At 71.2% G+C, this 25540-nt stretch carries 27 protein-coding genes and 1 riboswitch; of the genes, 5 read left to right on the top strand and 22 right to left on the bottom strand.

Features of this window, described 5'->3' with window-relative positions; genetic code table 11:
- Positions 1–80: 80 nt before the first annotated feature.
- The 7 genes from DLJ59_RS04225 to DLJ59_RS04195 form a co-directional block, all read right to left on the bottom strand.
- Positions 81–593, bottom strand: a complete 513-nt coding sequence (locus tag DLJ59_RS04225) for an arginine repressor (protein ID WP_124771193.1) — start codon at positions 591–593, stop codon at positions 81–83.
- Positions 590–1588 (bottom strand): ornithine carbamoyltransferase, encoded by a 999-nt coding sequence (gene argF, locus DLJ59_RS04220; protein WP_167493817.1) that lies wholly within the window; start codon positions 1586–1588, stop codon positions 590–592. Before argF ends, DLJ59_RS04225 begins: the two co-directional genes overlap by 4 nt.
- The gene (locus DLJ59_RS04215) at positions 1585–2814 is read right to left on the bottom strand and encodes an acetylornithine transaminase (protein WP_124771192.1); all 1230 of its coding nucleotides are present in this window, start codon (positions 2812–2814) and stop codon (positions 1585–1587) included. Before DLJ59_RS04215 ends, argF begins: the two co-directional genes overlap by 4 nt.
- On the bottom strand, positions 2811–3716 hold the full coding sequence (argB, locus tag DLJ59_RS04210; RefSeq protein WP_124771191.1) for an acetylglutamate kinase: 906 nt from the start codon (positions 3714–3716) through the stop codon (positions 2811–2813). Before argB ends, DLJ59_RS04215 begins: the two co-directional genes overlap by 4 nt.
- 114 nt (positions 3717–3830) lie before the next feature.
- Positions 3831–5003, bottom strand: coding sequence for a bifunctional glutamate N-acetyltransferase/amino-acid acetyltransferase ArgJ (argJ, locus tag DLJ59_RS04205; RefSeq protein ID WP_124771190.1), 1173 nt, complete (start codon positions 5001–5003; stop codon positions 3831–3833).
- The gene (argC, locus tag DLJ59_RS04200; RefSeq protein WP_124771189.1) at positions 5000–6001 is read right to left on the bottom strand and encodes an N-acetyl-gamma-glutamyl-phosphate reductase; all 1002 of its coding nucleotides are present in this window, start codon (positions 5999–6001) and stop codon (positions 5000–5002) included. The genes argJ and argC overlap by 4 nt, the downstream gene beginning before the upstream one ends.
- 136 nt (positions 6002–6137) lie before the next feature.
- Positions 6138–6422, bottom strand: coding sequence for a hypothetical protein (locus DLJ59_RS04195; protein WP_124771209.1), 285 nt, complete (start codon positions 6420–6422; stop codon positions 6138–6140).
- A gap of 370 nt (positions 6423–6792) precedes the next feature.
- Between DLJ59_RS04195 and DLJ59_RS04190 the strand changes: the two genes are divergently transcribed.
- Both DLJ59_RS04190 and DLJ59_RS04185 read left to right on the top strand, forming a co-directional pair.
- The gene (locus DLJ59_RS04190) at positions 6793–7959 is read left to right on the top strand and encodes a helix-turn-helix transcriptional regulator (RefSeq protein WP_124771188.1); all 1167 of its coding nucleotides are present in this window, start codon (positions 6793–6795) and stop codon (positions 7957–7959) included.
- Between the two features lie 10 nt (positions 7960–7969).
- The gene (locus DLJ59_RS04185) at positions 7970–8680 is read left to right on the top strand and encodes a 5-formyltetrahydrofolate cyclo-ligase (RefSeq protein ID WP_124771187.1); all 711 of its coding nucleotides are present in this window, start codon (positions 7970–7972) and stop codon (positions 8678–8680) included.
- A gap of 450 nt (positions 8681–9130) precedes the next feature.
- On the opposite strand, the gene pheT is transcribed toward DLJ59_RS04185, so the two are convergent.
- From pheT to DLJ59_RS04140, 9 genes are all read right to left on the bottom strand, one after another.
- Positions 9131–11710: a phenylalanine--tRNA ligase subunit beta gene (gene pheT, locus DLJ59_RS04180; RefSeq protein WP_124771186.1), complete on the bottom strand. Its 2580-nt coding sequence runs from the start codon at positions 11708–11710 to the stop codon at positions 9131–9133.
- 40 nt (positions 11711–11750) lie between these two features.
- Complete coding sequence (pheS, locus tag DLJ59_RS04175) at positions 11751–12818, bottom strand: phenylalanine--tRNA ligase subunit alpha (protein WP_124771185.1); 1068 nt, start codon at positions 12816–12818, stop codon at positions 11751–11753.
- A gap of 229 nt (positions 12819–13047) precedes the next feature.
- Positions 13048–13845, bottom strand: coding sequence for a TrmH family RNA methyltransferase (locus DLJ59_RS04170; RefSeq protein ID WP_124771184.1), 798 nt, complete (start codon positions 13843–13845; stop codon positions 13048–13050).
- A gap of 83 nt (positions 13846–13928) precedes the next feature.
- On the bottom strand, positions 13929–14321 hold the full coding sequence (gene rplT / locus DLJ59_RS04165; protein ID WP_030488429.1) for a 50S ribosomal protein L20: 393 nt from the start codon (positions 14319–14321) through the stop codon (positions 13929–13931).
- 32 nt (positions 14322–14353) lie between these two features.
- A complete protein-coding gene (gene rpmI / locus DLJ59_RS04160; protein ID WP_007458415.1) occupies positions 14354–14548 on the bottom strand; it encodes a 50S ribosomal protein L35 in 195 nt (64 codons plus the stop codon).
- Positions 14549–14568: 20 nt separating this feature from the next.
- Positions 14569–15219, bottom strand: a complete 651-nt coding sequence (gene infC, locus DLJ59_RS04155) for a translation initiation factor IF-3 (RefSeq protein ID WP_124771183.1) — start codon at positions 15217–15219, stop codon at positions 14569–14571.
- Between the two features lie 366 nt (positions 15220–15585).
- Positions 15586–16059, bottom strand: a complete 474-nt coding sequence (locus DLJ59_RS04150) for a PH domain-containing protein (protein WP_208648544.1) — start codon at positions 16057–16059, stop codon at positions 15586–15588.
- Between the two features lie 205 nt (positions 16060–16264).
- Complete coding sequence (gene hisG / locus DLJ59_RS04145; protein WP_030488425.1) at positions 16265–17110, bottom strand: ATP phosphoribosyltransferase; 846 nt, start codon at positions 17108–17110, stop codon at positions 16265–16267.
- Positions 17111–17159: 49 nt separating this feature from the next.
- Positions 17160–17423 carry a phosphoribosyl-ATP diphosphatase gene (locus DLJ59_RS04140; protein ID WP_030335709.1) on the bottom strand — a complete coding sequence of 88 codons (264 nt, stop codon included), beginning with the start codon at positions 17421–17423 and terminating at the stop codon, positions 17160–17162.
- 133 nt (positions 17424–17556) lie between these two features.
- Between DLJ59_RS04140 and DLJ59_RS04135 the strand changes: the two genes are divergently transcribed.
- From DLJ59_RS04135 to DLJ59_RS04125, 3 genes are read left to right on the top strand one after another with little or no spacing between them, the layout of a single operon-like run.
- On the top strand, positions 17557–18420 hold the full coding sequence (locus tag DLJ59_RS04135; RefSeq protein WP_124771182.1) for an ABC transporter substrate-binding protein: 864 nt from the start codon (positions 17557–17559) through the stop codon (positions 18418–18420).
- Positions 18417–19262 (top strand): amino acid ABC transporter permease, encoded by an 846-nt coding sequence (locus DLJ59_RS04130; protein ID WP_124771181.1) that lies wholly within the window; start codon positions 18417–18419, stop codon positions 19260–19262. The genes DLJ59_RS04135 and DLJ59_RS04130 overlap by 4 nt, the downstream gene beginning before the upstream one ends.
- Positions 19263–19265: 3 nt before the next feature.
- On the top strand, positions 19266–20009 hold the full coding sequence (locus DLJ59_RS04125) for an amino acid ABC transporter ATP-binding protein (protein ID WP_124771180.1): 744 nt from the start codon (positions 19266–19268) through the stop codon (positions 20007–20009).
- 7 nt (positions 20010–20016) lie between these two features.
- On the opposite strand, the gene ribH is transcribed toward DLJ59_RS04125, so the two are convergent.
- The 6 genes from ribH to DLJ59_RS04095 form a co-directional block, all read right to left on the bottom strand.
- The gene (gene ribH, locus DLJ59_RS04120; protein ID WP_124771207.1) at positions 20017–20517 is read right to left on the bottom strand and encodes a 6,7-dimethyl-8-ribityllumazine synthase; all 501 of its coding nucleotides are present in this window, start codon (positions 20515–20517) and stop codon (positions 20017–20019) included.
- Between the two features lie 2 nt (positions 20518–20519).
- The gene (locus DLJ59_RS04115) at positions 20520–21785 is read right to left on the bottom strand and encodes a bifunctional 3,4-dihydroxy-2-butanone-4-phosphate synthase/GTP cyclohydrolase II (RefSeq protein WP_124771179.1); all 1266 of its coding nucleotides are present in this window, start codon (positions 21783–21785) and stop codon (positions 20520–20522) included.
- On the bottom strand, positions 21782–22465 hold the full coding sequence (pnuC, locus tag DLJ59_RS04110) for a nicotinamide riboside transporter PnuC (protein ID WP_124771178.1): 684 nt from the start codon (positions 22463–22465) through the stop codon (positions 21782–21784). The genes DLJ59_RS04115 and pnuC overlap by 4 nt, the downstream gene beginning before the upstream one ends.
- On the bottom strand, positions 22465–23103 hold the full coding sequence (locus DLJ59_RS04105; RefSeq protein WP_124771177.1) for a riboflavin synthase: 639 nt from the start codon (positions 23101–23103) through the stop codon (positions 22465–22467). Before DLJ59_RS04105 ends, pnuC begins: the two co-directional genes overlap by 1 nt.
- A gap of 1 nt (position 23104) precedes the next feature.
- Positions 23105–24166, bottom strand: a complete 1062-nt coding sequence (ribD, locus tag DLJ59_RS04100) for a bifunctional diaminohydroxyphosphoribosylaminopyrimidine deaminase/5-amino-6-(5-phosphoribosylamino)uracil reductase RibD (RefSeq protein WP_124771176.1) — start codon at positions 24164–24166, stop codon at positions 23105–23107.
- Positions 24167–24333: 167 nt separating this feature from the next.
- Positions 24334–24504: riboswitch (FMN riboswitch) on the bottom strand.
- A gap of 78 nt (positions 24505–24582) precedes the next feature.
- Positions 24583–25539: a response regulator gene (locus DLJ59_RS04095; RefSeq protein WP_124771175.1), complete on the bottom strand. Its 957-nt coding sequence runs from the start codon at positions 25537–25539 to the stop codon at positions 24583–24585.
- Position 25540 lies beyond the last annotated feature (1 nt).

The following is a 25540-nucleotide window of genomic DNA, read 5'->3' as shown; positions in this document are numbered from 1 at the left end:
TTCGCTCGCGACTGCGGGGCTCACGCGCCGCGCTCGCTCGGTTTCGTGCTGGCACGGGTCACCGAGCATGACCCGCTCGGTCACGGGATGGTTCCTTCGACTGCGTCTTCCCGGCGGGCCCAGCCAGCGAGCTTGTCGCCGAGTGCCGCCCCGCCGACGGCCTCACGGGCCACGACGAGGATGGTGTCGTCGCCGGCGATGGTGCCGACGATCTCCGGCAGGCCCGCCCGGTCCAACGCGCTGGCCAGATATTGGGCTGCGCCCGGCGGTGTCCGCAACACCGCGATGTTGCCGCTGGAGTCGACCCCGTTGAGCAGTTCGCGCAGCAGCCGTACCAGCCGGGCCGGGGCGGCCTCGGCGTCGCGCAACGGTCGCTGACCGTCCTCGGGGATCAGGTAGACGGCCGGACCGTCGCCACCGCGCACCTTGACCGCGCCCAACTCCTCCAGGTCCCGCGAGAGGGTGGCCTGGGTGACGCCCACGCCGTCGGCGGCGAGCAGGTCGGCCAGTTCGGTCTGCGACCGGATCGCCCGGTCCCGGATCAGCTCCACGATCCGGGCGTGCCGGGCCGCGCGCGTCAGCGGCGCGGTCATCGGGATTCCCCGGTGCGGGTGTCGCCGGTCGCGACGCCCTCCGTCGCGGTGCCCTCCGTCGCGGTGCCCTCCGTCGCGGTGCCCAGCAGGAACGTCAGCAGCGCCTTCTGGGCGTGCAGCCGGTTCTCCGCCTGGTCGAAGACCGCGCTCTGCGGGCCGTCGAGCACCTCGTCGGTGATCTCCTCGCCACGGTGCGCGGGCAGGCAGTGCAGCACGATCGCGTCCGGCGCGGCCTGGCCGAGCAACTCCTTGTTGACCTGGTACGGCAGGAACGGAGTGATCCGGTCCAGCCCGTCGGACTCCTGCCCCATCGACGTCCAGGTGTCGGTGGCCAGCACGTCGGCGTCGCGTACCGCCTGGGTCGGGTCGGTCAGCACCCGCACCGACCCGCCGGTCTCCGCCGCGATCTGCGCGGCCCGTTGCACCACCTCCGCATCCGGCGCGAACCCGGCCGGGCCGGCGATCCGCACGTGCATGCCGGCCATCGCCCCGGCCAGCAGGTACGACTGCGCCATGTTGTTCGCGCCGTCCCCCACGTACGCCAGGATGCGACCGGCCGTGCCGCCGAACCGCTCGCGGATGGTGAGCAGGTCGGCCAGCAACTGGCACGGGTGGAACCCGTCGGTGAGCGCGTTGACCACCGGCACGCTGGCAGCGCTCGCCACCTCGGCGATCCGGTCGTCGCCGTGGGTCCGCAGCACGATCGCCGCGACGTAGCGGGACAGCACGCGCCCCGCGTCTGCGAGCGACTCGCCCCGGCCGAAGTGGGTGGCCTGCGTGTCCACCACCATTGAGTGCCCGCCCAGCTCGGCGACCCCGGCGTCGAACGAGATCCTGGTCCGCAGGCTCTGCTTGTCGAACAGCACCGCCACCGAGCGGGGGCCGGCCAGCGGCCGGTGGCCGAACCGGTCCGCCTTCATCCGGGCCGCCAGGTCGAGGACCGCGGACTGTTCGGCGGGCGAAAGGTCGTCGTCGCGCAGGAAGTGCCGGGTCATCGAGTCGTTCCCGTCGTGGTGGCCAGGGTGGATGGTGCGATCTCCGCGCCGGCCGCGGCCGGGGCGGTCGCGTCCAGTGCGGCGGGTAGCGCCGCGAGGAAGGTGTCCGCCTGGGCGGCGGTGAGGATCAACGGAGGAGCCAGCCGAACCACACCCGGCTGCACCGGGTTGACCAGAAAGCCGGCTTCCCGCAGCGCCTCGGCCAGCACCGACGCCACCGGTGCGGTGAGCACCACGCCGAGCAGCAGACCGGCACCGCGCACCCCGGCGATCAACGGGTGGCCCAGTGCCTCAATGCCGCGACGTAGCCGCTCACCGACCCGCTTGACGTTGTCGAGCAGGCCCTCGTTGGCGATGGTCGCCACCACGGCGAGCGCCGCCGCGCAGCTGACCGGGTTGCCGCCGAAAGTCGTGCCGTGCGAGCCGGGGGTGAGCAGGTCCGCGGCCCGGCCGAAGGCCAGCGTGGCCCCGATGGGCAGCCCGCCACCCAGCCCCTTGGCCAGCGTGATCACGTCCGGCTCCACGCCCTCGGCCTGGTGCGCGAACCAGTGCCCGGTGCGCCCGATACCGGTCTGCACCTCGTCGAGGACCAGCAGCGCGCCGTGCCGGGCGGTGATCTGCCGGGCCGCGGCGAGATAACCGGCCGGCGGGACGAGCACACCGTTCTCACCCTGGATGGGTTCCAGAATGACCATGGCGGTGGCGTCGGAGACGGCCTCCTCCAGGGCTGCGACATCGCCGTAGTCGACGTGGGTCACCTCGCCGGGCAGCGGCCGGAACGGATCGGACTTCGCCGGCTGGCCGGTCAGGGCGAGGGCACCCATGGTGCGGCCGTGGAAGCCGCCCCTGGTCGCCACCACGTGGGTGCGCCCGGTGCGCCGGGACAGCTTGAACGCCGCCTCGTTCGCCTCCGCGCCGGAGTTGGCGAAGAAGACCCGGCCGGGCCGGCCGGCGAGCGCCAACAGCAGCTCGGCCAGGGTGACCGGCGGCTCGGCCACATAGAGGTTGGAGACGTGCCCGAGGGTGGCGACCTGCTTCGACACCGCCGCCACCACCGCCGGATGGGCGTGACCGAGAGCGTTGACCGCGATGCCACCCACCAGGTCCAGGTACTCCCGGCCGGCGTCGTCGACCACGACGGCACCGGCGCCGGAGACCAACGCCAACGGCGGCGTGCCGTAGTTGTCCATCATGGACTGCTTCCACCGCTGCGCCAACGTGCTCATGTCGCGTCCGTCCCGTCTTCCGGCACCACCATCGTTCCGAACCCTTCCGAGGTGAACACCTCAAGCAACGTGGAGTGCGCCACCCGACCGTCGACGACGTGCGCGGCGGGCACACCCCCACGCACCGCCCGCAGGCAGGCCTCCATCTTCGGCACCATCCCCGACTCGAGGGTGGGCAGCAGCTTGGCCAGGTCGTCCGCGGCGATCTCGGAGACCAGGCTGGTGGTGTCCGGCCAGTCCGCGTACAGACCCGCCACGTCGGTGAGCACCACGAGCTTGCGGGCCCGCAACGCGATGGCCAGCGCCGCCGCCGCGGTGTCCGCGTTGAGGTTGTGCAGAACCCCCTCCACGTCCGGCGCCACCGTGGAGATCACCGGAATCCGACCCGCCGCGATCAGATCGGTCACCGCGGACACGTCGACCGACTCGACGTCCCCGACCTGACCCACGTCGACCGGCACCCCGTCCACGTACGCCGGACGACGCACCGCGGTGAACAACCGGGCGTCCTCACCGGAGAGGCCGACGGCGTACGGACCGTGCGAGTTGATCAGACCCACCAACTCCCGGCCCACCTGACCGACCAGCACCATCCGGACCACGTCCATCGCCTCGGCGGTGGTCACCCGCAGACCACCCCGGAACTCGCTGGCGATGCCGAGGCGACCCAGCATGGCGGAGATCTGCGGACCACCGCCGTGCACCACCACGGGCTTCAGGCCGGCATAGCGCAGGAAGACCATGTCGGCGGCGAACGCCCGCTGCAACTCCGGATCGGTCATCGCGTTGCCGCCGTACTTCACCACGACCGTCGAGCCGGAGAAACGCGCCAACCAGGGCAGTGCCTCGATCAGCGTCTCCGCCTTGACCTGGGCGCGAGCCAGGTCGCTGCTGAGACTCACAGTGCCGCCCTTTCGTTCGCGACGGCGGGACTCCGCTGCGCTGCGTTCCTCGCGCTCACAGTGCCGCCCTTTCGTTCGCGACTGCGGGACTCCGCTGCGCTGCGTTCCTCGCGCTCACGTTGAGTACGCCGAGTTCTCGTGCACGTACGCGTGGGACAGATCGTTGGTCCAGATCGTGGCGGCCGACGTGCCGGCGTGCAGGTCGATCCGGATCGTCACGTCCCGACCGGTCAGGTCGACCTTCGAGCGGTCCTCGGCGGCGGCACCGCCCCGGCACACCCACACCCCGTTGACCGCCACGTCCACCTCGTCCGGTTCGAACGCCGCAGCGGTGGTGCCGACGGCGGCGAGGATCCGCCCCCAGTTGGGGTCGTTGCCGAACAGCGCGGTCTTGACCAGGTTGTTGCGGGCCACCGTACGGCCCACCTCGACCGCCTCGTCCTCGTTTGCCGCGCCGACGACGTCGATCGCGACCTGCTTGGTGGCGCCCTCGGCGTCGGCCACCAACTGCTGAGCCAGGTCGTGGCAGGCCTCGGTGACGGCAGCGGCCAGCTCGGCCGGCGTCGGCTCGATGCCGCTCGCCCCGCTGGCCAGCAGCAACACTGTGTCGTTGGTGGACATGCAGCCGTCGGAGTCGACCCGGTCGAAGCTGACCCGGGTGGCCGCCCGCAACGCCTCGTCCAGCGTCGCCGGCCCGGCGACCGCGTCGGTGGTCAACACGCAGAGCATGGTGGCCATCCCCGGCGCGAGCATTCCGGCGCCCTTGGCCATGCCGCCGACCGTCCAGCCGCTCCCCCGGGCCACAGTGGTCTTCGACCGGGTGTCCGTGGTCATGATCGCCTCGGCGGCGGCCAGGCCACCGTCGCGGGACAGCCCGCGAATCGCCGAGCTGACGCCCGGCAGCAGCTTCGGCATCGGCAACCGCTCACCGATCAACCCGGTCGAGCAGACCGCGACCTCGCCTGCGCCGAGGATCAACCGTGGGCTGACCGAGGTCAGCGCGGCGGCGGTGTGCTCGGCGGTGGCGTGGGTGTCCTGGAAGCCGGCCGGGCCGGTGCACGCGTTGGCGCCACCGGAGTTGAGCACCACCGCGCGGACCACGCCGCCCTGCACGACCTGCTGGCTCCAGAGCACCGGCGCGGCCTTGACCCGGTTGGTGGTGAAGACGCCGGCCACGCCGGCGTCCGGGCCGTCGTTGACCACCAGGGCGACGTCCGCGCCGCCGCTGGCCTTGAGGCCGGCGGCCACACCGGCCGCCCGGAACCCCCGAGGGGTGGTGACGCTCACGGGGTGACCCCCCAAATCGACAGCCCCGTCGTCTCCGGCAGGCCGAGCATCAGATTGGCGTTCTGTACGGCCTGACCGGCCGCGCCCTTGCCCAGGTTGTCCAACGCGCTGAGCACGATCAGACGACCCGAGTCGACGTCGACGGTGGCCTGGAGGTGACACGAGTTGGAGCCCAGGGTTGCGGCGGTGTGCGGCCAGCGGCCCTCCGGCAGCACGTGCACGAACGGCGCGTCCGCGTACGCCCGCGCCAGCACCTCCTGCGGGTCCACGCCGCGCGCCGGCACCGCGGTGACAGTGGCCAGGATGCCGCGCGGCATCGGCGCCAGGACCGGGGTGAGCGACAGGCCGGTCGCACCGCTGGCCTGTTTGATCTCCGGCACGTGCTGGTGGGTGCCGACCCGGTACGGCGACAGGTCGCCCATCACCTCGCTGGCCAGCAGGTGCGGCTTGGCCGCCCGGCCCGCGCCGGAGGTGCCGGAGGCGGCGACCACCACCACGTCGGCGGGGCTGGCCGCGCCATCGGCGATCAGCGGAGCGAGCGCCAGGGTGATCGCGGCGGCGTAGCAGCCGGTGTTCGCCACCCGGGTGGAGCCGGCGATCAACTCCCGCTGACCGGGCAGCTCGGGCAGGCCGTAGGTCCACTGCCCGGCGTGCGTGCCGCCGTAGTACTGCGCCCAGGCGTACGGGTCGGCCAACCGGTGGTCGGCGCCCAGGTCGACGATGCGCACCTCGGGCGGAAGCTGAGCCGCGAGGGCCGCCGACTGGCCGTGCGGCAGAGCCAGGAAGACCAGGTCCGCGTCCGCCAGGATGGCCGGATCGGTCTCGCCGAGCACCAGGTCGAGCCCGGTGAGCTGTGGGTGCACCACGTCGACGCGGTGCCCGGCCTGGCTGTGCGCGGTGGCGGCGACCAGGTCGAACTCCGGGTGCCCGGCGATCAGGCGCAGCAGCTCGCCCCCGGCGTACCCGCTCGCTCCGGCGACCGCGACTCGAATCCCCATACCCACCTCCGCATGACTATGCAGCGAAGATTAACAAGGACGACTCACGAGTGCAAGTTCATGCAGCCCACTGCATGGTAATGAATAGATCGACTCCATGAAGGCAGGTCCCCCATCCCGGCGAGCGGGACGTTCTTCATGCTTCCGGCTCCTCCTCTGGTCGCGGAGAGCCGATCTCAGTCATCCGGTCGGAGCGGGTGTGTCGGGAGGGCCAGCCAAGGAAGCGATCGAACATGTCACTGGCGCAACCGGTGGTGGTGGGGTTGAGCTTATGCAGGTCGTCGATGGCGTCATGAAGGAGACTGGCCAGGTAGAGAAACAGGCTGACCGGGTTGCCGTCGTACTCGGCAACGAGAGCGAGCTTCGCCCGGCCACAGGGCCAGGGTTGCCCGCAGGCCCGGCAAAGCCAGATCGGACGCAGCGCGGTGTGCTCTCTGGGCCCGTAGTCGAGGCGTTGGGCTTGGGTAGGGCGCGTGGGCTCTTCGTGGGTCCGAGCGGAAGAAGGCGCTCCGGTGGAATCAAGCGGTTCTCGCTCCTGGGCACTCATCTTTTCCCCCACTCAATAGGTCGGGCTTGGGCTGGCAGCGGAACGGACGGGAGCTCGCGCAGTCGTCACGCCTTGTGTAGCGGCTTCTGCTCTCGCCCGGTCCGGCCATGCGTCTACACAAGCCCCGGCGATCGCTGACGCCCAGCGCGGCAACGGCGCAGAACTGACGCATCCCCATTGCGTCACACGGTGTGAGCTGGATGAATGGACCGTGACGGATGGCGGCGAAGGGAGGCGGCACGTCGTGGCAGATAGGCGTCGGCACCTGCTCGCCCAGCGCCGCAAGACGATCGGTCTGAGCCAGGAACGCCTCGCCGAAGCCCTCGGCGTCGATCGCTCCACCATCGTGCGGTGGGAACGGGCGGAGACTGACCCCCAGCCCTGGCACCGGCCGCGTCTCGCCGCAGCCCTCAAGCTGTCGATCGAGGCACTGGCCGACCTCCTGGCCGACGTCGGCCAGGCACCGTCACCGCCCGATGAGCGTCTCAGCTACGTGCTGCGCAACCCCGGCCGCGTCGACCTGATCGCCGTGGCGCACCTGAGGGAGCGCGTGCAGCGCCTCGACGAGCGCTACGATCAGACGCCCTCGACGCTCCTGCTCGCCGGGGCCGGGCAACTACACGGTCAGGCAATCTTCCTTCGCCAACACGCCAGCAACGGGCCGGTCCAGCGCGAACTGGCGGCAGCAGTCGCCGAGTCCGCGACCTTGATGGGTCAACTCGTCTGGGACGCCTCGCAGCGGCGCGACCATGTCACCAGCGCCGCCTACTTCGATCAAGCGATCAGCGCAGCCCAGGAAACGCGAGACCCGGTCACCGAGGCTAACGCGTTGCTCCGCAAGAGCTACCTCGCCCTCTACGGCACCAAACGACCCGACACCGGCCTTGTCCTGACGACGCGCGCCGCCGCCGTCAGCCACACCGACAGTCACGTCATCGCCGGCCTCGCCCAACTGCATCGGGCCGAGGCACACGCGATGCTCGGTCAGGCCGGGGACTGCTCCGACGCTCTCGGTACCGCTGAAGCTCACTTCGCCGCCGTCGACGCCCGAGACCCAGCTACCGACATCTTCTGCCCCAGCCACTACACAAGACTCGCGGGCTCCTGCTGGCTCTCCCTCAACAAGCCAGACCAAGCCGTGCGAGCGCTCGGAGACGCCCGAAACCTGATCGCCGCACGCCGCAAATCCACCGCCGTCATCCTCGGCAATCTCGCCCTCGCCAGCATCCTCCAACGCGACGTCGACGCCGCAACGTCCTACCTGCATCAGGCCATCGACGTCATCGAACGGACCCGTGCCGGCGGCGGACTCAACCTCACCTTCGCCGCCGCCCGACAGCTACGCCCCTGGCGCAACGAGCCCTCGGTCCAGGACGTGAACGACCGACTCCTCACACTCATGAGCCCATAGGAGCATCAACGTGACCGACATCGACCGCGCCAAACACGCCGTTCGGCAACACGTATGGGACCTCCTTGAACGTGACGGCACCGCCCCACTTGGCGTGCACGGTCACATCCCCGACTTCGTCGGCAAGGAAGAGGCCGCAGCCCGCCTCGCGGAACTGGACGTATGGAAGAAGGCCCGAGTAATCAAGTGCAACCCGGACCGGGCACAACTTCCCGTCCGGGTACGAGCCCTGCAAGAAGGCAAGCTGCTCTACATGGCGGTCCCGAAACTCGCTACCCCCAAGCCCTTCTATCTGCTCGACCCCGCCAGCCTCACCGCACCAATCGAGACCGCAGCTACGAGTAGCGGTGCGCCGCAGGTCGCTCCCACCGTGGAACCCGCCGAAATGCGCCCGGTGGACCTCATCGTCTGTGGCAGCGTCGCAATCAGCCGCCAAAGCGGCGTGCGGGTCGGCAAGGGCGCCGGCTACTCCGACCTGGAGATTGCCCTCCTCACCGAGGCCGGACTCGTCACCACCGAGACCGCCATCGCCACCACGATCCACCAGACCCAACTCCTCGACGATGCGCTGCCCGACGCGGACCATGACTTCAGCGTCGACTTCGCGATCACGCCGAACGAGGTAGTGGCTTGCAGACGCGACCGGGGACGGCCGGCCGGCATCATCGGATCAAACCTTCGCCGAGATCAGCTCGACAGCATTCCCATACTGCGCGCCTGAAGACGGCAGGACACGTGGCTCGTGTACCTAAAGCTCCTCGGTCATGGCGCCAACTGCCGGTGCCATGAAATTGAAAACGGGCTTCGGCGCGGCGTCACTTGTCCACGGTCACCCGAACACATTCCAGCCAGTCCGTCCATGCTGCCGAATCAGTAGGATTCCCATCGGCCTCGAGGGAAATATCACCCAATAGCGTGAGTAGATCATCCCCCGCCCGATTTGCGAATTGCCAGATGAACCTTGACATCGCCTCAAATGCTTCACGTTCATCCATTGAATAGCTACCCACGAGAACCTCCGCAACGGGGTGCCGTATTCAATCCACCATTTTTAAGGCTCTGGCCAGGTGAAGAATCACCTGGCCAGAGCCTTAATTGCAGGTGCGCCGTCAAAGACTCGGACCCCGAACCCGCGGATCAAGAGATCGCGGGGGTGGGGCGGCGGCACCCGTCAGGCGCCGCGCAGGGTGGCGCCGAGGCGCTCCGCCGCGACGGCGACCGCCGCGTCCCGTGCCGCGACCGCCTCCTCGACGGTGAGCGTCCGGTCCGGTGCCCGGAAGGTGAGCTTGTACGCCAGCGACCGGCGGCCCTCACCGAGCTGCGCACCGGAGTACACGTCGAAGAGCCGCACGTCCTCCAGCAGCTCACCGGCGCCCGCCTCCAGCGCCCGGCGCACCTGCTCCGCCGGCACCGAATCGTCCACCACCAGCGCCACGTCGATCAGCGCCGGCGGGAAGCCGGAGACCGTCGGCGCGGGCGTCACCGGGGTCGACGGCAGCGTGTCGAGGTTCAGCTCCATCGCGCTGGTGCGGCGGGGCAGCTCCAGCGCCGCGACCACCAGCGGGTGCAGCTCACCGGCGTGTCCGACGACTGAGCCGTCGACCAGCAGCTCGGCGCAGCGGCCCGGGTGCCACGGGGCGTACTCGGCAGCGCGCACCTCGACCCGCTCGTCGGGGATCCCGGCGGCGGCCAGCACGTCACGGGCCGCCTCGATCGCGTCCGCCCAGCCGGCCGGTCGACCCGGCCCCCACCAGCCGGCCGGGTCCAGGTCGCCGGCGAGCACCACCGCGACGTGCACCGGCTGCGCCGGCACCACCGCGTCGGCGGCAGCGAACTCCTCGTCGGTGGGGCGTCGGTCCACGCCCATCGCCGGCGGGCTGCCGGCACCGACGCGCGGGTGGAAGACCGCGCCGATCTCGTAGAGGGCCAGGTCACGGTGACCCCGGCCGAGGTTGCGCTTGAGGATGCCGAGCAGCGGGCCGAGCAGCGTGGTGCGCAGCAGCGGCTCCTCCTCGGACAGCGGGTTGGCCAGCCGCACCGCGGGCCGACGCGGGTCGTCGGCCGGCAGGCCGAGCTGATCGGCCAGCTCCGGAGACACGAACGGGTGCGCGAGCACCTCCACGTACCCCCGCTCCGCCAGCGATCCGGCGACGGCCCGACGGCGACGCTGCCGCGGGGTCAGACCGCGGCCCGGAGGCGCGGTCGGCAGCACCGACGGCACCCGGTCGTACCCGTCGAGGCGGACCACTTCCTCGACCAGGTCGGCCGGGTCGGTCAGGTCGGGTCGCCAGGTCGGCGGGGTGACGCTCAGCACCGTCCCGACGCCGCTGGCCACGCCGACCGCGCCCGGGTCCTCGGACAACCGGTCCGCGCCCTGCGCCACAGTGCAGCCGACCCGCTCCAGCAGGGCCACCACCCGCGCCGGCGGGTACTCGACACCCACCCGCCGGGTCGGCAGGTCCGCCGGCAGACTGATCGGGGTACGCGGCCGGACGTGGTCGATGTCCAGGATCTCCGCGCTCGGGGTGCCTCCGCCGTGCTCGGTGAGCAGCCGCACGGCACGCTCCAGCGCGACCAGCGCCACGGCCGGGTCGACGCCCCGCTCCCAGCGCTTCGCGGCCTCGCTGAACAGCTTGTGCCGGCGGGCGGTGCGCCCGACCATCGCCGGGTCCCAGTGCGCCGCCTCGAAGAGCACGGTGGTGGTGCCGGCGACGACCTCGCTGGTCTCGCCACCCATCACCGCGGCGAGGGAGATCGGGACGCCGTCACCCTGGCCCCCGAGGGCGCTGTCCAGCCCAGCGTCGCAGATCACCATGTCGTCGGCGGTGAGCACCCGGGTGACGCCGTCGAGGGTGGTCAGCTTCTCCCCCGCCTCGGCGCGGCGGACCACCAGCGACCCGACGATCCGGTCGGCGTCGAAGGCGTGCATCGGCTGGCCCAGCTCCAACATCACGTAGTTGGTGATGTCGACCGGCAGCGAGATGCTGCGGATGCCGGCGGTGACGAGCCGCTGCCGCATCCAGGACGGGGTCGGCGCGGTCGGGTCGACGCCCCGGACCAGGCGGGCCGTGAACCGGTCGCAGCCGACCGTGTCGCGGACCTCCACCGGGTACGCCGGCGTCTGGGTGCCGCCCGGAGCCGGCGCCAGGGCCGGGTCGCGCAACGGCACGTCGATCGCGTGCGACAGCTCCCGGGCCAGGCCGCGCAGGCTCAGCGCGTACCCCCGGTCGGGGGTGACCTCCAGATCGAGCACGACGTCGTCCAGGCCGACCACCGGGCGCGCGTCGTCCCCCGGCTTGGCCGTCACGTCCGGCCCCAGCACGATGATGCCGGAGTGGTCGTCGCTCACGCCCAACTCCTTCGCCGAGCAGATCATGCCCGCCGAGTTGTGCCCGTACGTCTTGCGGGCGCCGATGGCGAAACCGCCGGGCAGCACGCCGCCGGGCAGAATCACCACCACCCGGTCACCGACAGCGAAGTTACGCGCCCCGCAGACGATCTCCTGCGGCTCGCCGGTGCCGTTGGCGGCACCCACGTCGACCCGGCAGAACCGGATCGGCTTCTTGAAACCGGTCAACTCCTCGATCTCGCGGACCTCGCCGACGACCAACTGGCCGGTGACGGACGCGGCCAGGTCCACCACGGACTCGACCTCGATGCCGAGGTCGACCAGGGCCTGCTCCAGGTCACCGGTGGGCAGGTCGGCCGGGAGGTCGACGTACTCCCGTAGCCAACTGACAGAAACTCGCATGACTTCAGACCACCGTTCCCGTGTCTCGTACCCGCATCGCCTACGCCCCGGTCCCGAGCGCGCGGCTGAACCGCACGTCGCCCTCGAAGAGATGGCGGATGTCGCTGACCCCGTGCCGGACCATCAGGGTCCGGTCGATGCCCATGCCGAAGGCGAACCCGGAGTAGACCTCCGGGTCGACGCCGCAGGCGCGCAGCACCCGCGGGTTGACCATGCCGCAGCCACCCCACTCGACCCACTGCGGGCCGTCCCGGTGCTCCGGGAACCACACGTCGAACTCCGCCGACGGCTCCGTGAACGGGAAGTAGTGCGGCCGCCACCGGGTCTTCGCCTCCGGGCCGAACATCGCGCGGGCGAAGTGGTCCAATGTGCCCCGCAGGTGCGCCATCGTGATGCCCTTGTCGACCACCAGGCCCTCGGCCTGGTGGAACACCGGGCTGTGGGTGGCGTCGATCTCGTCGGTGCGGTAGACGCGGCCCGGCACGATCACGTAGATCGGCGGCTTGCGGCTGAGCATCGTGCGGGTCTGCACCGTCGACGTGTGCGTGCGGAGAACAAGGCCCGAGCCCTCCGGCGCGATGTGGAAGGTGTCCATCAACCCCCGCGCCGGGTGGTCGGCGGGAATGTTCAGCGCGTCGAAGTTGACCCACTCCAGGTCGACCTCGGGCCCCTCGGCCACCTCGTAGCCCATCCCCACGAAGAGGTCGCTGATCGACTCCATCAGGGTGCTCAACGGGTGCCGGGCGCCACGCGGACGCCGGTCGTAGGGCAGGGTGACGTCCACCCGCTCCTCGACCAGCACCCGCTCGGCCTGCTCGCGCTCCACCACCTCGGCGCGCTCGGCGTACGCGGACTCGATCGCCCGGCGGGCCTCGTTGACCCGCTTGCCGGCGTCGGATTTCGCGGCCGGCGGCAGCGCGCCGATCTCCCGGCGGGCGAGGGAGACCGGTGACCGGTCACCCAGGTGCACCGAGCGCAGCGCGGTCAGCGCGTCCGGGTCGGCGGCGGCCTCGAACGCCTTCGTGGCGTCCGCGACGGCCTCGGCCAGGGCGGTGGGGTCGAGCAGGGCGACCTGCTTCGGGTCGTACGGATCGTTGCGGTAGCTCATGGCGTACGGGCACTCCCTCACGGCGGCGCCAGCCCTCCACGGGCGGCTAAGCGAGTCTACGGACGCGCGGCTGTGCCGCAGCCCGCCGGTAGGAGTTGCGCAGGGAGCAGGTCAGGCCCGCCGCCCGCCGACACCGGCGGGCTGGCTAAACGAACGCCGTCTCGCGTTCATGGCCGGATGCTCTCCCCTGCTGTCAGTCGCGCTCTCAGACGCGCCGGAGGCGGTCACCTCAGCGCTGCGCTCTCGCCGAAGCGTACAGGCAGACCGCGGCGGCGGCAGCCAGGTTGAGGCTCTCCGCGCGCCCGTACAACGGCACCCGCACCCGGGCGTCGGCGGCGGCGGTCAACTCCTCGGGCAGGCCGTGCGCCTCGGAGCCGAACAGCCAGGCGGTGGGCCCGACGAGCCGACCGTAATCGGTCAGGTCGTCCAGGTCGTCGTCGCCGTACCCGGTGGTGGCGAAGATCGACAGCCCGGCGGCGCGCAGCGCGTCGACCACCGCGAGCGGGTCGGTGGCGCGCACCACGTCGACGTGGAAGAGGCTGCCGGCCGAGGCCCGCACACACTTGCCGTTGTACGGGTCGACGGCGTCGCCGGCGAAGACCACGGCACCCGCACCGGCGGCGTCGGCGGTGCGCAGCACCGTGCCGGCGTTGCCCGGGTCGCGGATCTCGGCGAGCACCGCCACCAGCCGGGGCCCACCCGCGAGGGCCTGCTCCAGCGACACGTCCAGGTGCCGGCAGACGGCCACCAGCCCCTGCGGGGCGACGGTCTCGGCCAGCGCGGCGAGGGCGTCGTCGGTCACCTCGGAGACCGGCACGTCGGCGTGGGCCGCCGTGGCGGCCAACTCCGGGTAACGGTCGAGCGCGGTGGTCGTACCAAAGAGTTCGGTGACGACCCCGGGCCGTGCGAGGGCCTCGCGGACCGCCTGCGGGCCCTCGGCCAGGAAACGGCCGGTGGCGTCGCGGTCCCGGCGGCGTTGCAGGCGGCGGGCGGCGACAACCCTGGGGGTACGCGGGGTGAAGGCCATGGTGTGCGTTCCTCCGACACGATTGAGGCGCCCCCCGGACGGCGGTGCCGACACGGGAGACGCCTCGCTCTGGTGCGTGGGGATCAGGCGGCCTGAGCCGCCGCGCCGCCGGTACCCTCGGCCGTGACCGCGGCCCGGGCCAGCTCGACGATCGCCGCGAAAGAGGCGGCGTCGTTGACAGCCATGTCGGCCAGGATCTTGCGGTCGACCTCGATGCCGGCCAGACGCAGGCCCTGGATCAGACGGTTGTAGGTCATCCCGTTGGCCCGGGCGCCCGCGTTGATCCGCTGAATCCACAGCTGCCGGAAGTCGCCCTTGCGGTCGCGACGGTCCCGGTAGGCGTACTGCATCGAGTGCAGCACCTGCTCCTTGGCCTTGCGGTACAGGCGGGAGCGCTGACCGCGGTAACCACTCGCGGACTCCAGCAGGGTACGACGCTTCTTCTGGGCGTTTACAGCCCGCTTGACGCGTGCCATCTCAACTCCTTCTTACGTAAAGGTGGCGCGCGTCAGCGGCCGAGCAGCTTCTTGATGCGCTTGACGTCGGCCTTGGCCAGCACGACCGTGCCGGTCAGCCGGCGGGTCTGGGTGGAGGGCTTCTTCTCCAGGTTGTGGCGGAGGCCGGCCTGCTGGGCAACGATCTTGCCCTTGCCGGTCACCTTGACCCGCTTACCCATACCCGTGTGGCTCTTCATCTTCGGCATGTGGAACGTCTTCTCCCCTGTTACTCGCCGCTGGTGTCGGCGGCGAGGCCGGTGTCACCGGCTGCTGCGGTCTCGCTGACCGCCGCGGTCTCATCGGCTTCCGGAGCGGCGGACTCGTCCCCTACCCGGTCCCGAGGTCCGCCGCGAGACGCCGTAGCGGCGACCGCGGAGGCCTTGACGGCCCGATGCGGGGCGAGAACCATGATCATGTTTCGGCCGTCCTGCTTCGGAGCGGCCTCGACGTATCCCAGGTCCGTGATCTCGGACTCGAGCCGGCGCAGGAGCCGGTAACCCAGCTCCGGGCGGCTCTGCTCGCGACCGCGGAACATGATCGTCACCTTGACCTTGTCGCCCGCCTTGAGGAACCGCACCACGTGACCCTTCTTGGTCTCGTAGTCGTGCGGGTCGATCTTCGGCCGAAGCTTCATTTCCTTGATGACGGTCTGCTGCTGATTACGCCGCGCTTCGCGCGCCTTGAGTGCGCTCTCGTACTTGAACTTGCCGAAGTCCATGAGCTTGCACACCGGCGGGCGCGCCATCGGCGCAACCTCGACCAGGTCCAGATCGACGTCCGCGGCCAGCTGAAGAGCGCGCTCCAGCGGGACGATGCCCACCTGCTCACCCTCTGGGCCGACCAGTCGGACCTCACGTGCCCGGATCTGCTCGTTCACGCGTGGTTCGACGCTGATGGGGCCTCCTCGAGTCGTTTCTGCCTTGTCGCCGACCCCTGCGGCTCCCAGGAGGGAACCGACCCGAAAAGTAGAAGGCCCCGGCGTATGCCAGGGCCCGCTCGACCGGCCAGCACGATCACAAGGATCGCGCATCCGGTGCCGGGACATGCCCGGAACCGGTGACCGGACCCGGCCACCGTAGCGGTGACTCAGGTGGGAGCAGGCGCTCCGCTTTCAAGGCTGTCTGCTCGCACGCGGAGACAGCCTGGTCGACTTGATAACACTACACCGGCGCCCCGCCCGCGCCCAAACCGGGCACGACCTGCGGCCCCGGAGGCACCGGGCCAGCCGGTCGGGCGGCCGGGGTCAGCGGTCGGCGGTGCGCTCGGCGAGGCGGGCCTGGTGGGCCTCGTGCAGCCGGCGCAGCGCGCGGACCCCGTCGACTGCCAACTCCTTGTCGGCGGCCTGCAGGGCGACCAGCGGCAGCAGGTCGTCGTCGTGCAGCTCCAGGCTGGCCCACGGCGCGCCCCGGTCGAACCGGACGCCCCGGACAACCTCCCAGGGCAGCTCGTAGGAGCTGACCACGTTACGCACCCGGATGCCCCGCGCGTCCGCCTCCACCCGCGGACGGGTGAAGAGCAGGAAGCCCAGTGCCCCGAAGATGCCCAGGCCGATCATGGCGATCTGGTCGCCGCGCTGGAAGCTGCCGTAACCGTCGCCGGTCGGGCCACTCAGCGACGTGGCGACCAGCCCGAACACCACCACCAGGGCAACCGCCGCCGACCAGCAGACCACGCGAATGCGGCGGGGCTTCAGGCGGACCAGCTCGGTTTCACTCACCCCACCAGTCTGCCACCCGCACTCGCCCATCAAACGCACCACCCGCCGAACCACCCCGGACCCTAGGCCCCTGTCGGGCGAGAGGATCGCGCCGATCTTGCAGTTTCGGCTGTCGACATGGGGTGATATGCCCCTTGCGTCGGCACAGAAAGTGCAAGATCGCGGAGCAGGGTCCCGCGGGCGCCGGGGCCGCGGGCGGGAACTGTCAGAGGCGGCAGGCGTGGATGTTGGTGACGAGGATGGCGCGGGCACCCAACTCGTACAACTCGTCCATGATCCGGTGCACGTCGTCGCGGAGCACCATCGCCTGCACCGCCACCCAGCCCTCGCGGTGCAGCGGCGACACGGTGGGCGACTCGATGCCCGGGGTGAGCCCACTGGCCCGGTCCAGCAGACCGGCCGGCACGTCGTAGGCGAGCATCACGTAGCGGCGGGCCACCAGCACCCCGTGCAGGCGGCGCAGCAACTGCTCGGCCTGCGGCTGCGCGGGTGCGCCGGCGCGCCGGACCAGCACCGCCGACGAGCGCAGCAGCGGCTCGCCGAAGACCACCAGGCCCGCCTGGCGCAGGGTCGCGCCGGTCTCCACCACGTCCGCGATCACGTCGGCGACGCCGAGGCGTACGGCGTTCTCCACCGCGCCGTCGAGGCGGATCACGTCGGCCTTGACCCCCACCTCGCCGAGGTGCCGCTCGACCAGCCCCGGGTACGCGGTGGCGATCCGGTGACCACCGAGTTCCTGAACGGAGGCGATGTCGTCGGGGCGGGCGGCGAAGCGGAAGGTGGCCCGACCGAAGGCGAGGTCGACGACCTCCTCGGCCGGCGCGGCCGAGTCGATCAGCAGGTCCCGGCCGGTGATCCCGAGGTCGAGGTCACCGGAGCCGACGTAGGTGGCGATGTCCTTCGGGCGCAGGTAGAAGAATTCGACGTCGTTGGCCTCGTCCCGGCAGACCAGGTCCTTGGGGTCGGTGCGCTGGCGGTAGCCCGCCTCGCGCAGCATCTGGGCGGCCGGCTCGGCCAGGGTGCCCTTGTTGGGAATGGCGACACGCAGCATGACGGAGTGCTCCTTCGATCCGGATGGCGATCAACGGGGTGGGGGGCACTCACAGATGTCGGTAGACGTCCTTGAGCTCGAGACCACTGGCGAGCATCAGCACCTGGACCTGGTAGAGCAGCTGCGAGATCTCCTCGGCGGTGCGCTCCGGCCCCTCGTGCTCGGCGGCCATCCACGACTCGGCCGCCTCCTCGACGACCTTCTTGCCGATGAAGTGCACGCCCTTGTCCAGCGCGGCGACGGTGCCCGAGCCCGGGGTGCCGGCGGCGGCCTTGGCCTGCAGCTCGGCGAACAACTCCTCGAACGTCTTCACGGGGAACGATTCTTCCAGCCACCCGGACGAGGCCCCGCGTCCGGGTCCGCCGGAATCCAGCAAGCGGACAATTCCCTATCAACATGGTGGGACAATTGTCGATCGATGGTCATGGAGCCCTACGCTGTCCGCCATGGCCAGCAGCTCACGTCTCCTCGCGCTCACCCTCGCCGGCGCCGTCGTGGTAGCCACCGCCGGATGCGCCCCACAGGACGAGAAACCCACCCCCACCGTCACCGCCGCGCAGACCTGCGCCAAGGACAGCCTGCCCACGCGTACGCCGGGCAAGCTGACCATCGCCACCGACCAGCCCGCGTACGAGCCGTGGTTCTCCGACGACAAGCCGGACAACGGTGAGGGCTTCGAATCCGCCGTCGCGTACGCGGTGGCCGAGAAGCTCGGCTACGCCCGCGCCGACGTCACCTGGACGCGGGTCAAGTTCGACACCGCTATCGCGCCGGGCCCGAAGGACTTCGACTTCGACATCAACCAGTTCTCCATCACCGAGGAGCGCAAGCGGGCTGTCGACTTCTCCGCGCCGTACTACCTGGTGCGGCAGACCGTCATCGCGTTGAAGTCCTCGAAGATCGCCGGCCGGACGTCGCTGGCCGAGCTGCGCGACGCCCGGCTCGGCGCGCAGGTCGGCACCACCAGCTACCAGGCGATCACCGACGTGCTCAAGCCAACCGCCGAGCCCCAGGTCTACAACAGCAACGACGACGCCAAGAAGGCACTGCAGAACGGGCAGCTCGACGGTCTCGTGGTGGACCTTCCGACCGCCTTCTACATCACCGGCGCGGAGATCACCGACGCGGTGATCGTCGGGCAGGTGCCGCAGGTCGGTACGCCCGAGGCGTTCGGGTTGCTGCTGGACAAGAACTCCCCACTGACCTCCTGCGTGACCGACGCGGTCGGTCAGCTCACCACGGCGGGCACACTGAAGCAGTTGGAGCAGAAGTGGCTCGCGCAGGCGGCGGGGGCGGCCGAGCTGCGGTGACTCTTCTGGATCATGTGCCGTCCGAGACGCAGCTGCGGCGATCGGCGTACCGACGTCGGCAGACCGTCCACAGCGTGCTCGTCGCGGCGTTCTCGACGGCGGCGCTCGGCACGCTGCTGGTGATCGCGGTGACCGGGGCACCGGGCTGGGACCGGGTCCGACTGTCGTTCCTGGATCCGCAGATCGCCCGCGACGCGCTGCCGGCGGTGCTGAGCGGGCTCTGGCTCAACATCCGGCTGCTGGTGTGCTGTGCGATCGGCGCTCTGCTGCTCGGGCTGGTGATCGCCGTGCTGCGGACGCTGCGCGGGCCGGTCTTCTTCCCGGTCCGCGCGCTGGCCGCCGGCTACACCTACACCTTCCGGGGCCTGCCGCTGATCATCGTGCTCTACCTGCTCACCCTCGGCGTGCCGGGGCTGCGGTTGCAGGGCATGCCGCCGGTGCTGGTGCTGGGTGGGATCGCGTTGGTCCTCACCTACGGCGGCTACCTCGCCGAGGTGTTCCGGGCCGGCATCGAGTCGGTGCACTCCAGCCAACTCGCCGCGGCCCGCTCGCTGGGCCTGACGTACCGGCAGACGATGCGGCACGTGGTGCTGCCGCAGGCCGTCCGCCGGGTGGCGCCACCCCTGCTCAACGATGTGGTGGCGTTGCAGAAGGACGTGGGGCTGGTGTCGCTGGCCGGGCCGATCGACGCGGTCCGCGCCGCCCAGATCGCCACCGCCCAGACCTTCAACTACACGCCGTACATCGTGGCGGGGGTGCTCTTCGTGCTGCTCGCGATCCCGCTGATCGCGGTCACCGACTGGGTGACGCTGCGCGCGGCCCGCCGACAGTCGGGGGGCTGAGCCGTGCCGTTGCTGCGTTGTCGGGGCCTGCGCAAGGAGTTCGGCGGGCACGTCGTGCTCGACCAGCTCGATCTGACCGTCGCCGAACACCAGGTGGTGGCACTGATCGGCGCGTCCGGGTCCGGCAAGTCGACACTGCTGCGCTGCGTCAACCTGCTGGAGGAAATCGACGACGGCACCATCGAGTTGGACGGGGAGGACATCTCCGATCCCCGGGTGGACCCGGACCGGGTCCGCCGGCGGATCGGCATGGTGTTCCAGGCGTACAACCTCTTTCCGCACCTGAGCGTGTTGGACAACATCACCCTCGCGCCGCGCCGCGTACACCGCCGGGGCCGGGCGGAGGCCGAGGCGCAGGCCCGGGAGTTGCTCGACCGGGTGGGGCTCGGCGCCAAGGCGGACGCCTACCCCGACCGGCTCTCCGGCGGGCAGCAGCAACGGGTGGCGATCGTCCGGGCGCTGGCCAACTCACCTCGACTGATGCTGCTCGACGAGGTCACCTCCGCGCTCGACCCGGAGCTCGTGGGCGAGGTGCTGGCGATGATCCGCGACCTGAAGGCCGACGGCATGACCATGGTGCTGGCCACCCACGAGATGGGCTTCGCCCGGGAGGTCGCCGACGAGGTGTGCTTCCTCGACGCCGGACGGGTCGTCGAGAGCGGCCCGCCCGAGCAGGTGCTCGGCGAGCCGACGCAGCCTCGGACCCGGCAGTTCCTGCGCCGGATCATCGAGGCTGGTCGGCTGTGAGGGTGCCTCAGCCGCTGAAACCGACCCGTTGGGCGTTGCCCGCCGCCACGGTCCGCACGGCCAACGCCGCGTCGAGGGCCGCGACCGTGGCGGCCCAGCCCTTGTCCTCCGCCGAGCCGGGCAGACCGGCCCGGTCGCGGGCCTGCTCGATGGTCTCCACGGTCAACACCCCGTGCGCCACCGGCTTGCCCTCGTCCAGCGCCACCCGGGTCAATCCGTCGGTGACCGAACGGCAGACGTAGTCGAAGTGGGCGGTGGCGCCGCGGACCACCACGCCGAGGGCGACCACCACGTCGCAGCGGCGGGCGAGGGCCTGCGCCACCACCGGCAGCTCGACCGACCCGGCAACCCGGGCGATCACGGAACGAGCGCCGCACGCCTCGGCGGCGGCGACCGCACGCTCCAGCATGTGGTCGGTCAACTCGCCGTGCCAGCGGGCGGCAACGACCCCGACGGTCAGCCCCGCGGCGTCGACCGCCTCGACTCCCGGCTCACCGAAACCCGCCATCGTCATGCTCCGATCTCGTCGTTGGCGACCGGACGCCCCAGCGGCGCCTCGGCCCCCTCGTCCAACTCGTCCAGCAGGTGACCCATCCGGTCCCGCTTGGTGCGCAGGTAGCGCATGTTCTCCGGGTGCGCGCCGACCGGCAGGCTCTCACGGCCGGTGATGGTCAACCCGTACCCCTCCAGCCCGGCCCGCTTGGCCGGGTTGTTGGTCAGCAGCCGCATCGACCGCACGCCCAGGTCGTAGAGGATCTGCGCGCCGGTGCCGTAGTCACGGGCGTCGGCCGGCAGACCCAGGTCGAGGTTGGCGTCGACGGTGTCGCGACCAAGGTCCTGCAACTGGTACGCCTGCAGCTTGTGCAGCAGCCCGATGCCGCGCCCCTCGTGCCCACGGACGTAGAGCACCACGCCCCGGCCTTCCTTTCCGACCCGGGCCAGCGCGGCGTCCAGCTGCGGCCCGCAGTCGCAGCGCAGCGAGCCGAACACGTCCCCGGTCAGACACTCGGAGTGCACCCGGACCAGCACGTCCTGGCCGTCACCCAGGTCACCCAGGACCATCGCGACGTGTTCGGCCGGGTCGTGCTCGGCGCGGTAGCCGAGCGCCCGGAACACCCCGTGCCGGGTCGGCATCCGGGCGTCGGCGACCAGCTCGACCTGCTTCTCGGTCCGCCGCCGGTAGGCGATCAGGTCGGCGATGGTGATCAGCGTGAGGCCGTGCTCGGCGGAGAACTTCTCCAGGTCCGGCAGGCGCATCATGGTGCCGTCGTCGTTGACCAGCTCGCAGAGCACGCCGGCCGGACGCAGCCCGGCCAGCCGGGTCAGGTCGATGCCCGCCTCGGTGTGCCCCGGCCGGCGCAGCACCCCGCCCTCTCGGGCGCGCAGCGGCACCACGTGCCCGGGGCGGGCCAGGTCGGTCGGGTCGGTCGCCGCGGCGGCGAGCAGCCGGCTGGTGTGCGCGCGGTCGGCCGCCGAGATGCCGGTGCTGACCCCCTCGCGGGCGTCCACGGTCACCGTGTACGCGGTGCCGCGCCGGTCCTGGTTGGTGTGGTGCATCGGCGGCAGGTCGAGCCGGTCGGCTTCGCTCTCGGTCAACGCCACGCAGACGTATCCGGAGGTGTAGCGCACCATGAACGCCATCAGCTCCGGCGTGGCCAACTCGGCCGCGAAGATCAGGTCGCCCTCGTTCTCCCGGTCCGCGTCGTCGACCACCACGACCGGCCGGCCGGCAGCGATGTCCGCGATGGCCTGCTCGATATCCCCAAAACTGGTCACGCCATGGCCTCCGTGTAGATGGGCGTGCGGACGGTGGTCGTCGCCCGCGAGGTGCGCCACCAGGCGACGAAACCCCAGACGCAGAGGGCGCCGTAGATCAGGTACATGGCGGCCGACGGGTAGAACCCGCCGCGCAGCAGCAGCGGCACGCCGACCGCGTCCACCGCGATCCAGAGCAGCCAGAACTCCACCCAGCCGCGCGCCATGCCGTAGGTGGCCAGCAGACTGCCGGTGAGGATCCAGGCGTCGGGCAGCGGGCCCCACGAGCCCAGCGCCTTGAGCACCGGGTACGCCGCGGCGGTGCCGAGCACGGCGGCCACCAGCAGCATCAGCCGCTCCCGGCCGGTGGCCCAGCGCGGGACGACCGCGGCCTGCCCGGCGTCGCCGCGACGGTTGCGCTGCCAGCGCCACCAGCCGTAGACGCTGACCGCGAAGAAGAACACCTGCCGGCCGGCCTGCCCGTACAGGTCGTGCTCCTGCGGGGTGGCGAACACCCCGCCGAGGAAGACGGTGAGCAGCAGCGCGTTACCGATCATGCCGACCGGCCACGCCCAGACCAGCCGGCGCAGCCCGAGCAGCGCGGAGATCAGCCCGAACGCGTTGCCGACGATCTCCCGGGCCAGCACCGGCGAGCCGGCGACCTGCACCTGGGCGTCCAGCAGCCAGCTGAGCGGGCCCATCAGGCCACCCCGCCCGGGTTCGCGGCCAACCCGCGAGCGTCGGTGAGCCGGTCGCCGAGCAGCCGTTCGACGTACTTGGCCAACACGTCGACCTCCAGGTTGACCGGGTCACCGACGCCCTTCGCGCCGAGCGTGGTCAGCTTGAGCGTGGTCGGGATCAGCCCCACGGCGAACTCGTCAGCACCGACCGCGGCCACTGTCAGCGAGACACCGTCGATGGTGATCGAGCCCTTCTCCACCACGTACCGGGACAGGGTGGCGGGCAGCCGGAACCGGACGGTCTCCCACTGCTCGGCCGGCTCCCGGGAGATCAGTTCACCGACGCCGTCGACGTGGCCCTGCACCAGGTGCCCCCCGAGCCGACTGCCGAGCGCGGCGGCCCGCTCCAGGTTGACCGGGTCGCCGGGGCGCAGCGCACCCAACGCGGAGCGGCGCAGCGTCTCCCCCATCACGTCGGCGGTGAAGACCCCGTCGGCCACCTCCACGACGGTCAGGCAGACACCGTTGACGGCGATCGAGTCGCCGTGCCGGGCGTCGGACGTGACCAGCGGGCCGCGTACGCCGAGCAACGCCGAATCGCCCGCCGTGGGCGCGACCCGCACGATCTCGCCCAATTCCTCAATAATGCCGGTGAACATCTCAGCCCTCCCTTTTACGGGGCAAAGCAGTGATCCGGAGATCCGGACCGATCTGCGTAACGTCGACGAACTCCAGATCGATGGCCTCAGCGATGGTGGTCACTCCCGCGTCGACCAGAGCGGTCGGGCCGGCGCCGAGCAACCGCGGCGCGACGTACCCGACGATCTTGTCGACCAGGCCGGCCCGCAGGAACGCGCCGGCCAGCCGGGGGCCGCCCTCCAGCAGCACCGCGCGGACCCCGCGCTGGTGCAGCGCCGCGAGCAGCGCCGGCAGGTCGACCCGACCATCCGGGTCGGCGCCGACCTCGTCGGCGGTCGCGATCCACGTCCGCGCCGCGCCGTCACGGACCCGGGCGTCCGCCGGGGTACGCCCCGAGCTGTCCACCACCACCCGCAGCGGCTGCCGGATGGCCAGGCTGCCGTCGCGCAGGTTGCGGGCGGTCAACCGGGGATCGTCGGCGAGCACGGTGCCCACCCCGGCGATGACCGCGTCGACGGTGCCGCGCAGCGCGTGCACGTCGATCCGGGCCGCCTCCGAGGTGATCCACATGCTGGTGCCGTCCGCCGCGGCGGAGCGCCCGTCGAGCGTGGCGGCGTACTTCCAGATCACATACGGCCAGCCCCGGCGCATCGAGGTCAGCCACGCCACGTTGCCGGCCTCGGCCTCCTCACCGCGTACCCCCAGATCGACCCGGACCCCGGCGGCGCGCAAGGTGGCGGCGCCCCCGGACGCGACCGGGTTGGGGTCGGGTACGGCGATGACCACCCGGCCCACCCCCGCCTGGACCAGCGCGGAACTGCAGGGGCCGGTGCGGCCGGTGTGATCACAGGGTTCCAGAGTGACGACAGCGGTGCCGCCCTTGGCCCGCCGCCCGGCCTGCGCCAGCGCGACGATCTCGGCGTGCGGCCCGCCGGCGTACGCGTGGAAGCCCTCGCCCACGACCTCGCCGTCGGCGTCGAGCAGCACGCACCCGACCACCGGATTGGGGCTGGTGGTGCCGAGCCCGCGCGCCGCCAACTCGATCGCACGCCGCATCGCCTCATCAACGGAGACGCTGGCCATCGCCCTGCCCCTGCCCTCTCACTCGCCGGTCCGCGCGCGGGCGGTCAGGGAGGCGGTGGCCATGGGGCCACGGGCAGGCGGTGGCGGATTCCGGGAACGGCACAGCCGCCCCCGGGGGGTCGGCACGGCACGCTGAAGCCAGCGGCCGACTCGGACCCGTCCGTCCCGCGCGCTGTCTCCCATCCGGACTGTCTGGGCGCGGACGAACCGCCCCCAACCGTCGGCCCCGGATTTTCACCAGGTCCACCGGGCGGCACAGCCGTCCGGGTCGCGGGCTGACCACGGTTGGACCGTGGATCACCGCCGGTTCGGAATTTCACCGAGTCCCGCCAGCGCGTGGTGGGTACACGGGAAGTCTTACATGCCGATCCGGCTCTGCCGCCACCTAGGCGAGCTACTTCACAGCGTTATCACGCTCAGGTGACGCCGCGTCGCCGGTCCACGGCCACGTACGAACCCGGTTGACTCTTGGCGACCGTCTTCATCTCCGAGGCCATCGCGATCGCTTCGAGGGGGTCGGAGAATCGCTTGGCGGCGTCGGAGAGGGAAACCCCGATGGAGAGCGTGACCAGGGCGGCGCGACGGATGTTGCCCCGCCGGTCCTTCAACTCGACGAAGCCGCGCTCGCGGTCGGTCGGGTCGTAGAGCGTGTCGGCGGCGTTCTCGAAGTCGACAACCGCCTGGGAGGTCAGTGGGCGCACCTGGTCCGGGGCGCAGACGATGACGAAGTCGTCACCGCCCACGTGGCCGAGGAAGGCCGGCGGCAGCCCGACGCCCACCACCGCCCGGTGCAGGCTGCGGGCCAGCGCGGAGATGAAGTCGTCGCCACGGACGAAGCCGTACCGGTCGTTGACGCTCTTGAACCGGTCGATGTCGACGTAGCCGACCGCGTAGTCCACGCCCTGTCGGACCCGGTCGCTGATCTCCCGACGGATCCGGCTGTTGCCGGGCAGCCCGGTCAGCGGGGAGACCTCCCGGAACTCCTTGTTGCGGCGCAGGGTGGACGACACCCGGGCCACCAGCTCGGCGGTGTCGAACGGCTTGACCAGGTAGTCGTCCGCGCCGGCGCTGAGCCCGTGCACCTTGTCGACGGTCATCCCCTTGGCGGTCAGCATGATCACCGGAAGGGCGGAGGTCATCGGGTCGGCGCGCAGCCGCCGGGTCAGCTCCAGCCCGTCGATGCGGGGCATCATGAGGTCGACCACCGCCAGGTCCGGCCGCTGGCGTTCGATGACCTCCAGGGCCTCCTGGCCATCGCTGGCGTGGATCACCTCGAAGCCGTGCAGCCGCAGGTTGAACTCGACGAAACGAGCGATGTCCGCATCGTCGTCCACAACGAGAATGATGTCCTTGCGGTCGGCCTCGGGCTCCACC

The organism is Micromonospora inaquosa, from assembly GCF_003857055.1.
GTDB lineage: Bacteria > Actinomycetota > Actinomycetes > Mycobacteriales > Micromonosporaceae > Micromonospora > Micromonospora inaquosa.
Note: the sequence above shows the minus strand (reverse complement) of the source record. Positions and strands in the feature narration are given on the sequence as shown.

What these genes read in the sequence shown, in the direction of transcription:
- DLJ59_RS04225 (WP_124771193.1), bottom strand. Translation starts at nt 593, where the DNA reads ATGACCGCGCCGCTGACGCGCGCGGCCCGGCACGCCCGGATCGTGGAG.
- argF (WP_167493817.1), bottom strand. Translation starts at nt 1,588, where the DNA reads ATGACCCGGCACTTCCTGCGCGACGACGACCTTTCGCCCGCCGAACAG.
- DLJ59_RS04215 (WP_124771192.1), bottom strand. Translation starts at nt 2,814, where the DNA reads ATGAGCACGTTGGCGCAGCGGTGGAAGCAGTCCATGATGGACAACTAC.
- argC (WP_124771189.1), bottom strand. Translation starts at nt 6,001, where the DNA reads ATGGGGATTCGAGTCGCGGTCGCCGGAGCGAGCGGGTACGCCGGGGGC.
- pheT (WP_124771186.1), bottom strand. Translation starts at nt 11,710, where the DNA reads ATGCGAGTTTCTGTCAGTTGGCTACGGGAGTACGTCGACCTCCCGGCC.
- pheS (WP_124771185.1), bottom strand. Translation starts at nt 12,818, where the DNA reads ATGAGCTACCGCAACGATCCGTACGACCCGAAGCAGGTCGCCCTGCTC.
- DLJ59_RS04170 (WP_124771184.1), bottom strand. Translation starts at nt 13,845, where the DNA reads ATGGCCTTCACCCCGCGTACCCCCAGGGTTGTCGCCGCCCGCCGCCTG.
- rplT (WP_030488429.1), bottom strand. Translation starts at nt 14,321, where the DNA reads ATGGCACGCGTCAAGCGGGCTGTAAACGCCCAGAAGAAGCGTCGTACC.
- rpmI (WP_007458415.1), bottom strand. Translation starts at nt 14,548, where the DNA reads ATGCCGAAGATGAAGAGCCACACGGGTATGGGTAAGCGGGTCAAGGTG.
- hisG (WP_030488425.1), bottom strand. Translation starts at nt 17,110, where the DNA reads ATGCTGCGTGTCGCCATTCCCAACAAGGGCACCCTGGCCGAGCCGGCC.
- DLJ59_RS04135 (WP_124771182.1), top strand. Translation starts at nt 17,557, where the DNA reads ATGGCCAGCAGCTCACGTCTCCTCGCGCTCACCCTCGCCGGCGCCGTC.
- ribH (WP_124771207.1), bottom strand. Translation starts at nt 20,517, where the DNA reads ATGGCGGGTTTCGGTGAGCCGGGAGTCGAGGCGGTCGACGCCGCGGGG.
- pnuC (WP_124771178.1), bottom strand. Translation starts at nt 22,465, where the DNA reads ATGGGCCCGCTCAGCTGGCTGCTGGACGCCCAGGTGCAGGTCGCCGGC.
- DLJ59_RS04105 (WP_124771177.1), bottom strand. Translation starts at nt 23,103, where the DNA reads ATGTTCACCGGCATTATTGAGGAATTGGGCGAGATCGTGCGGGTCGCG.
- ribD (WP_124771176.1), bottom strand. Translation starts at nt 24,166, where the DNA reads ATGGCCAGCGTCTCCGTTGATGAGGCGATGCGGCGTGCGATCGAGTTG.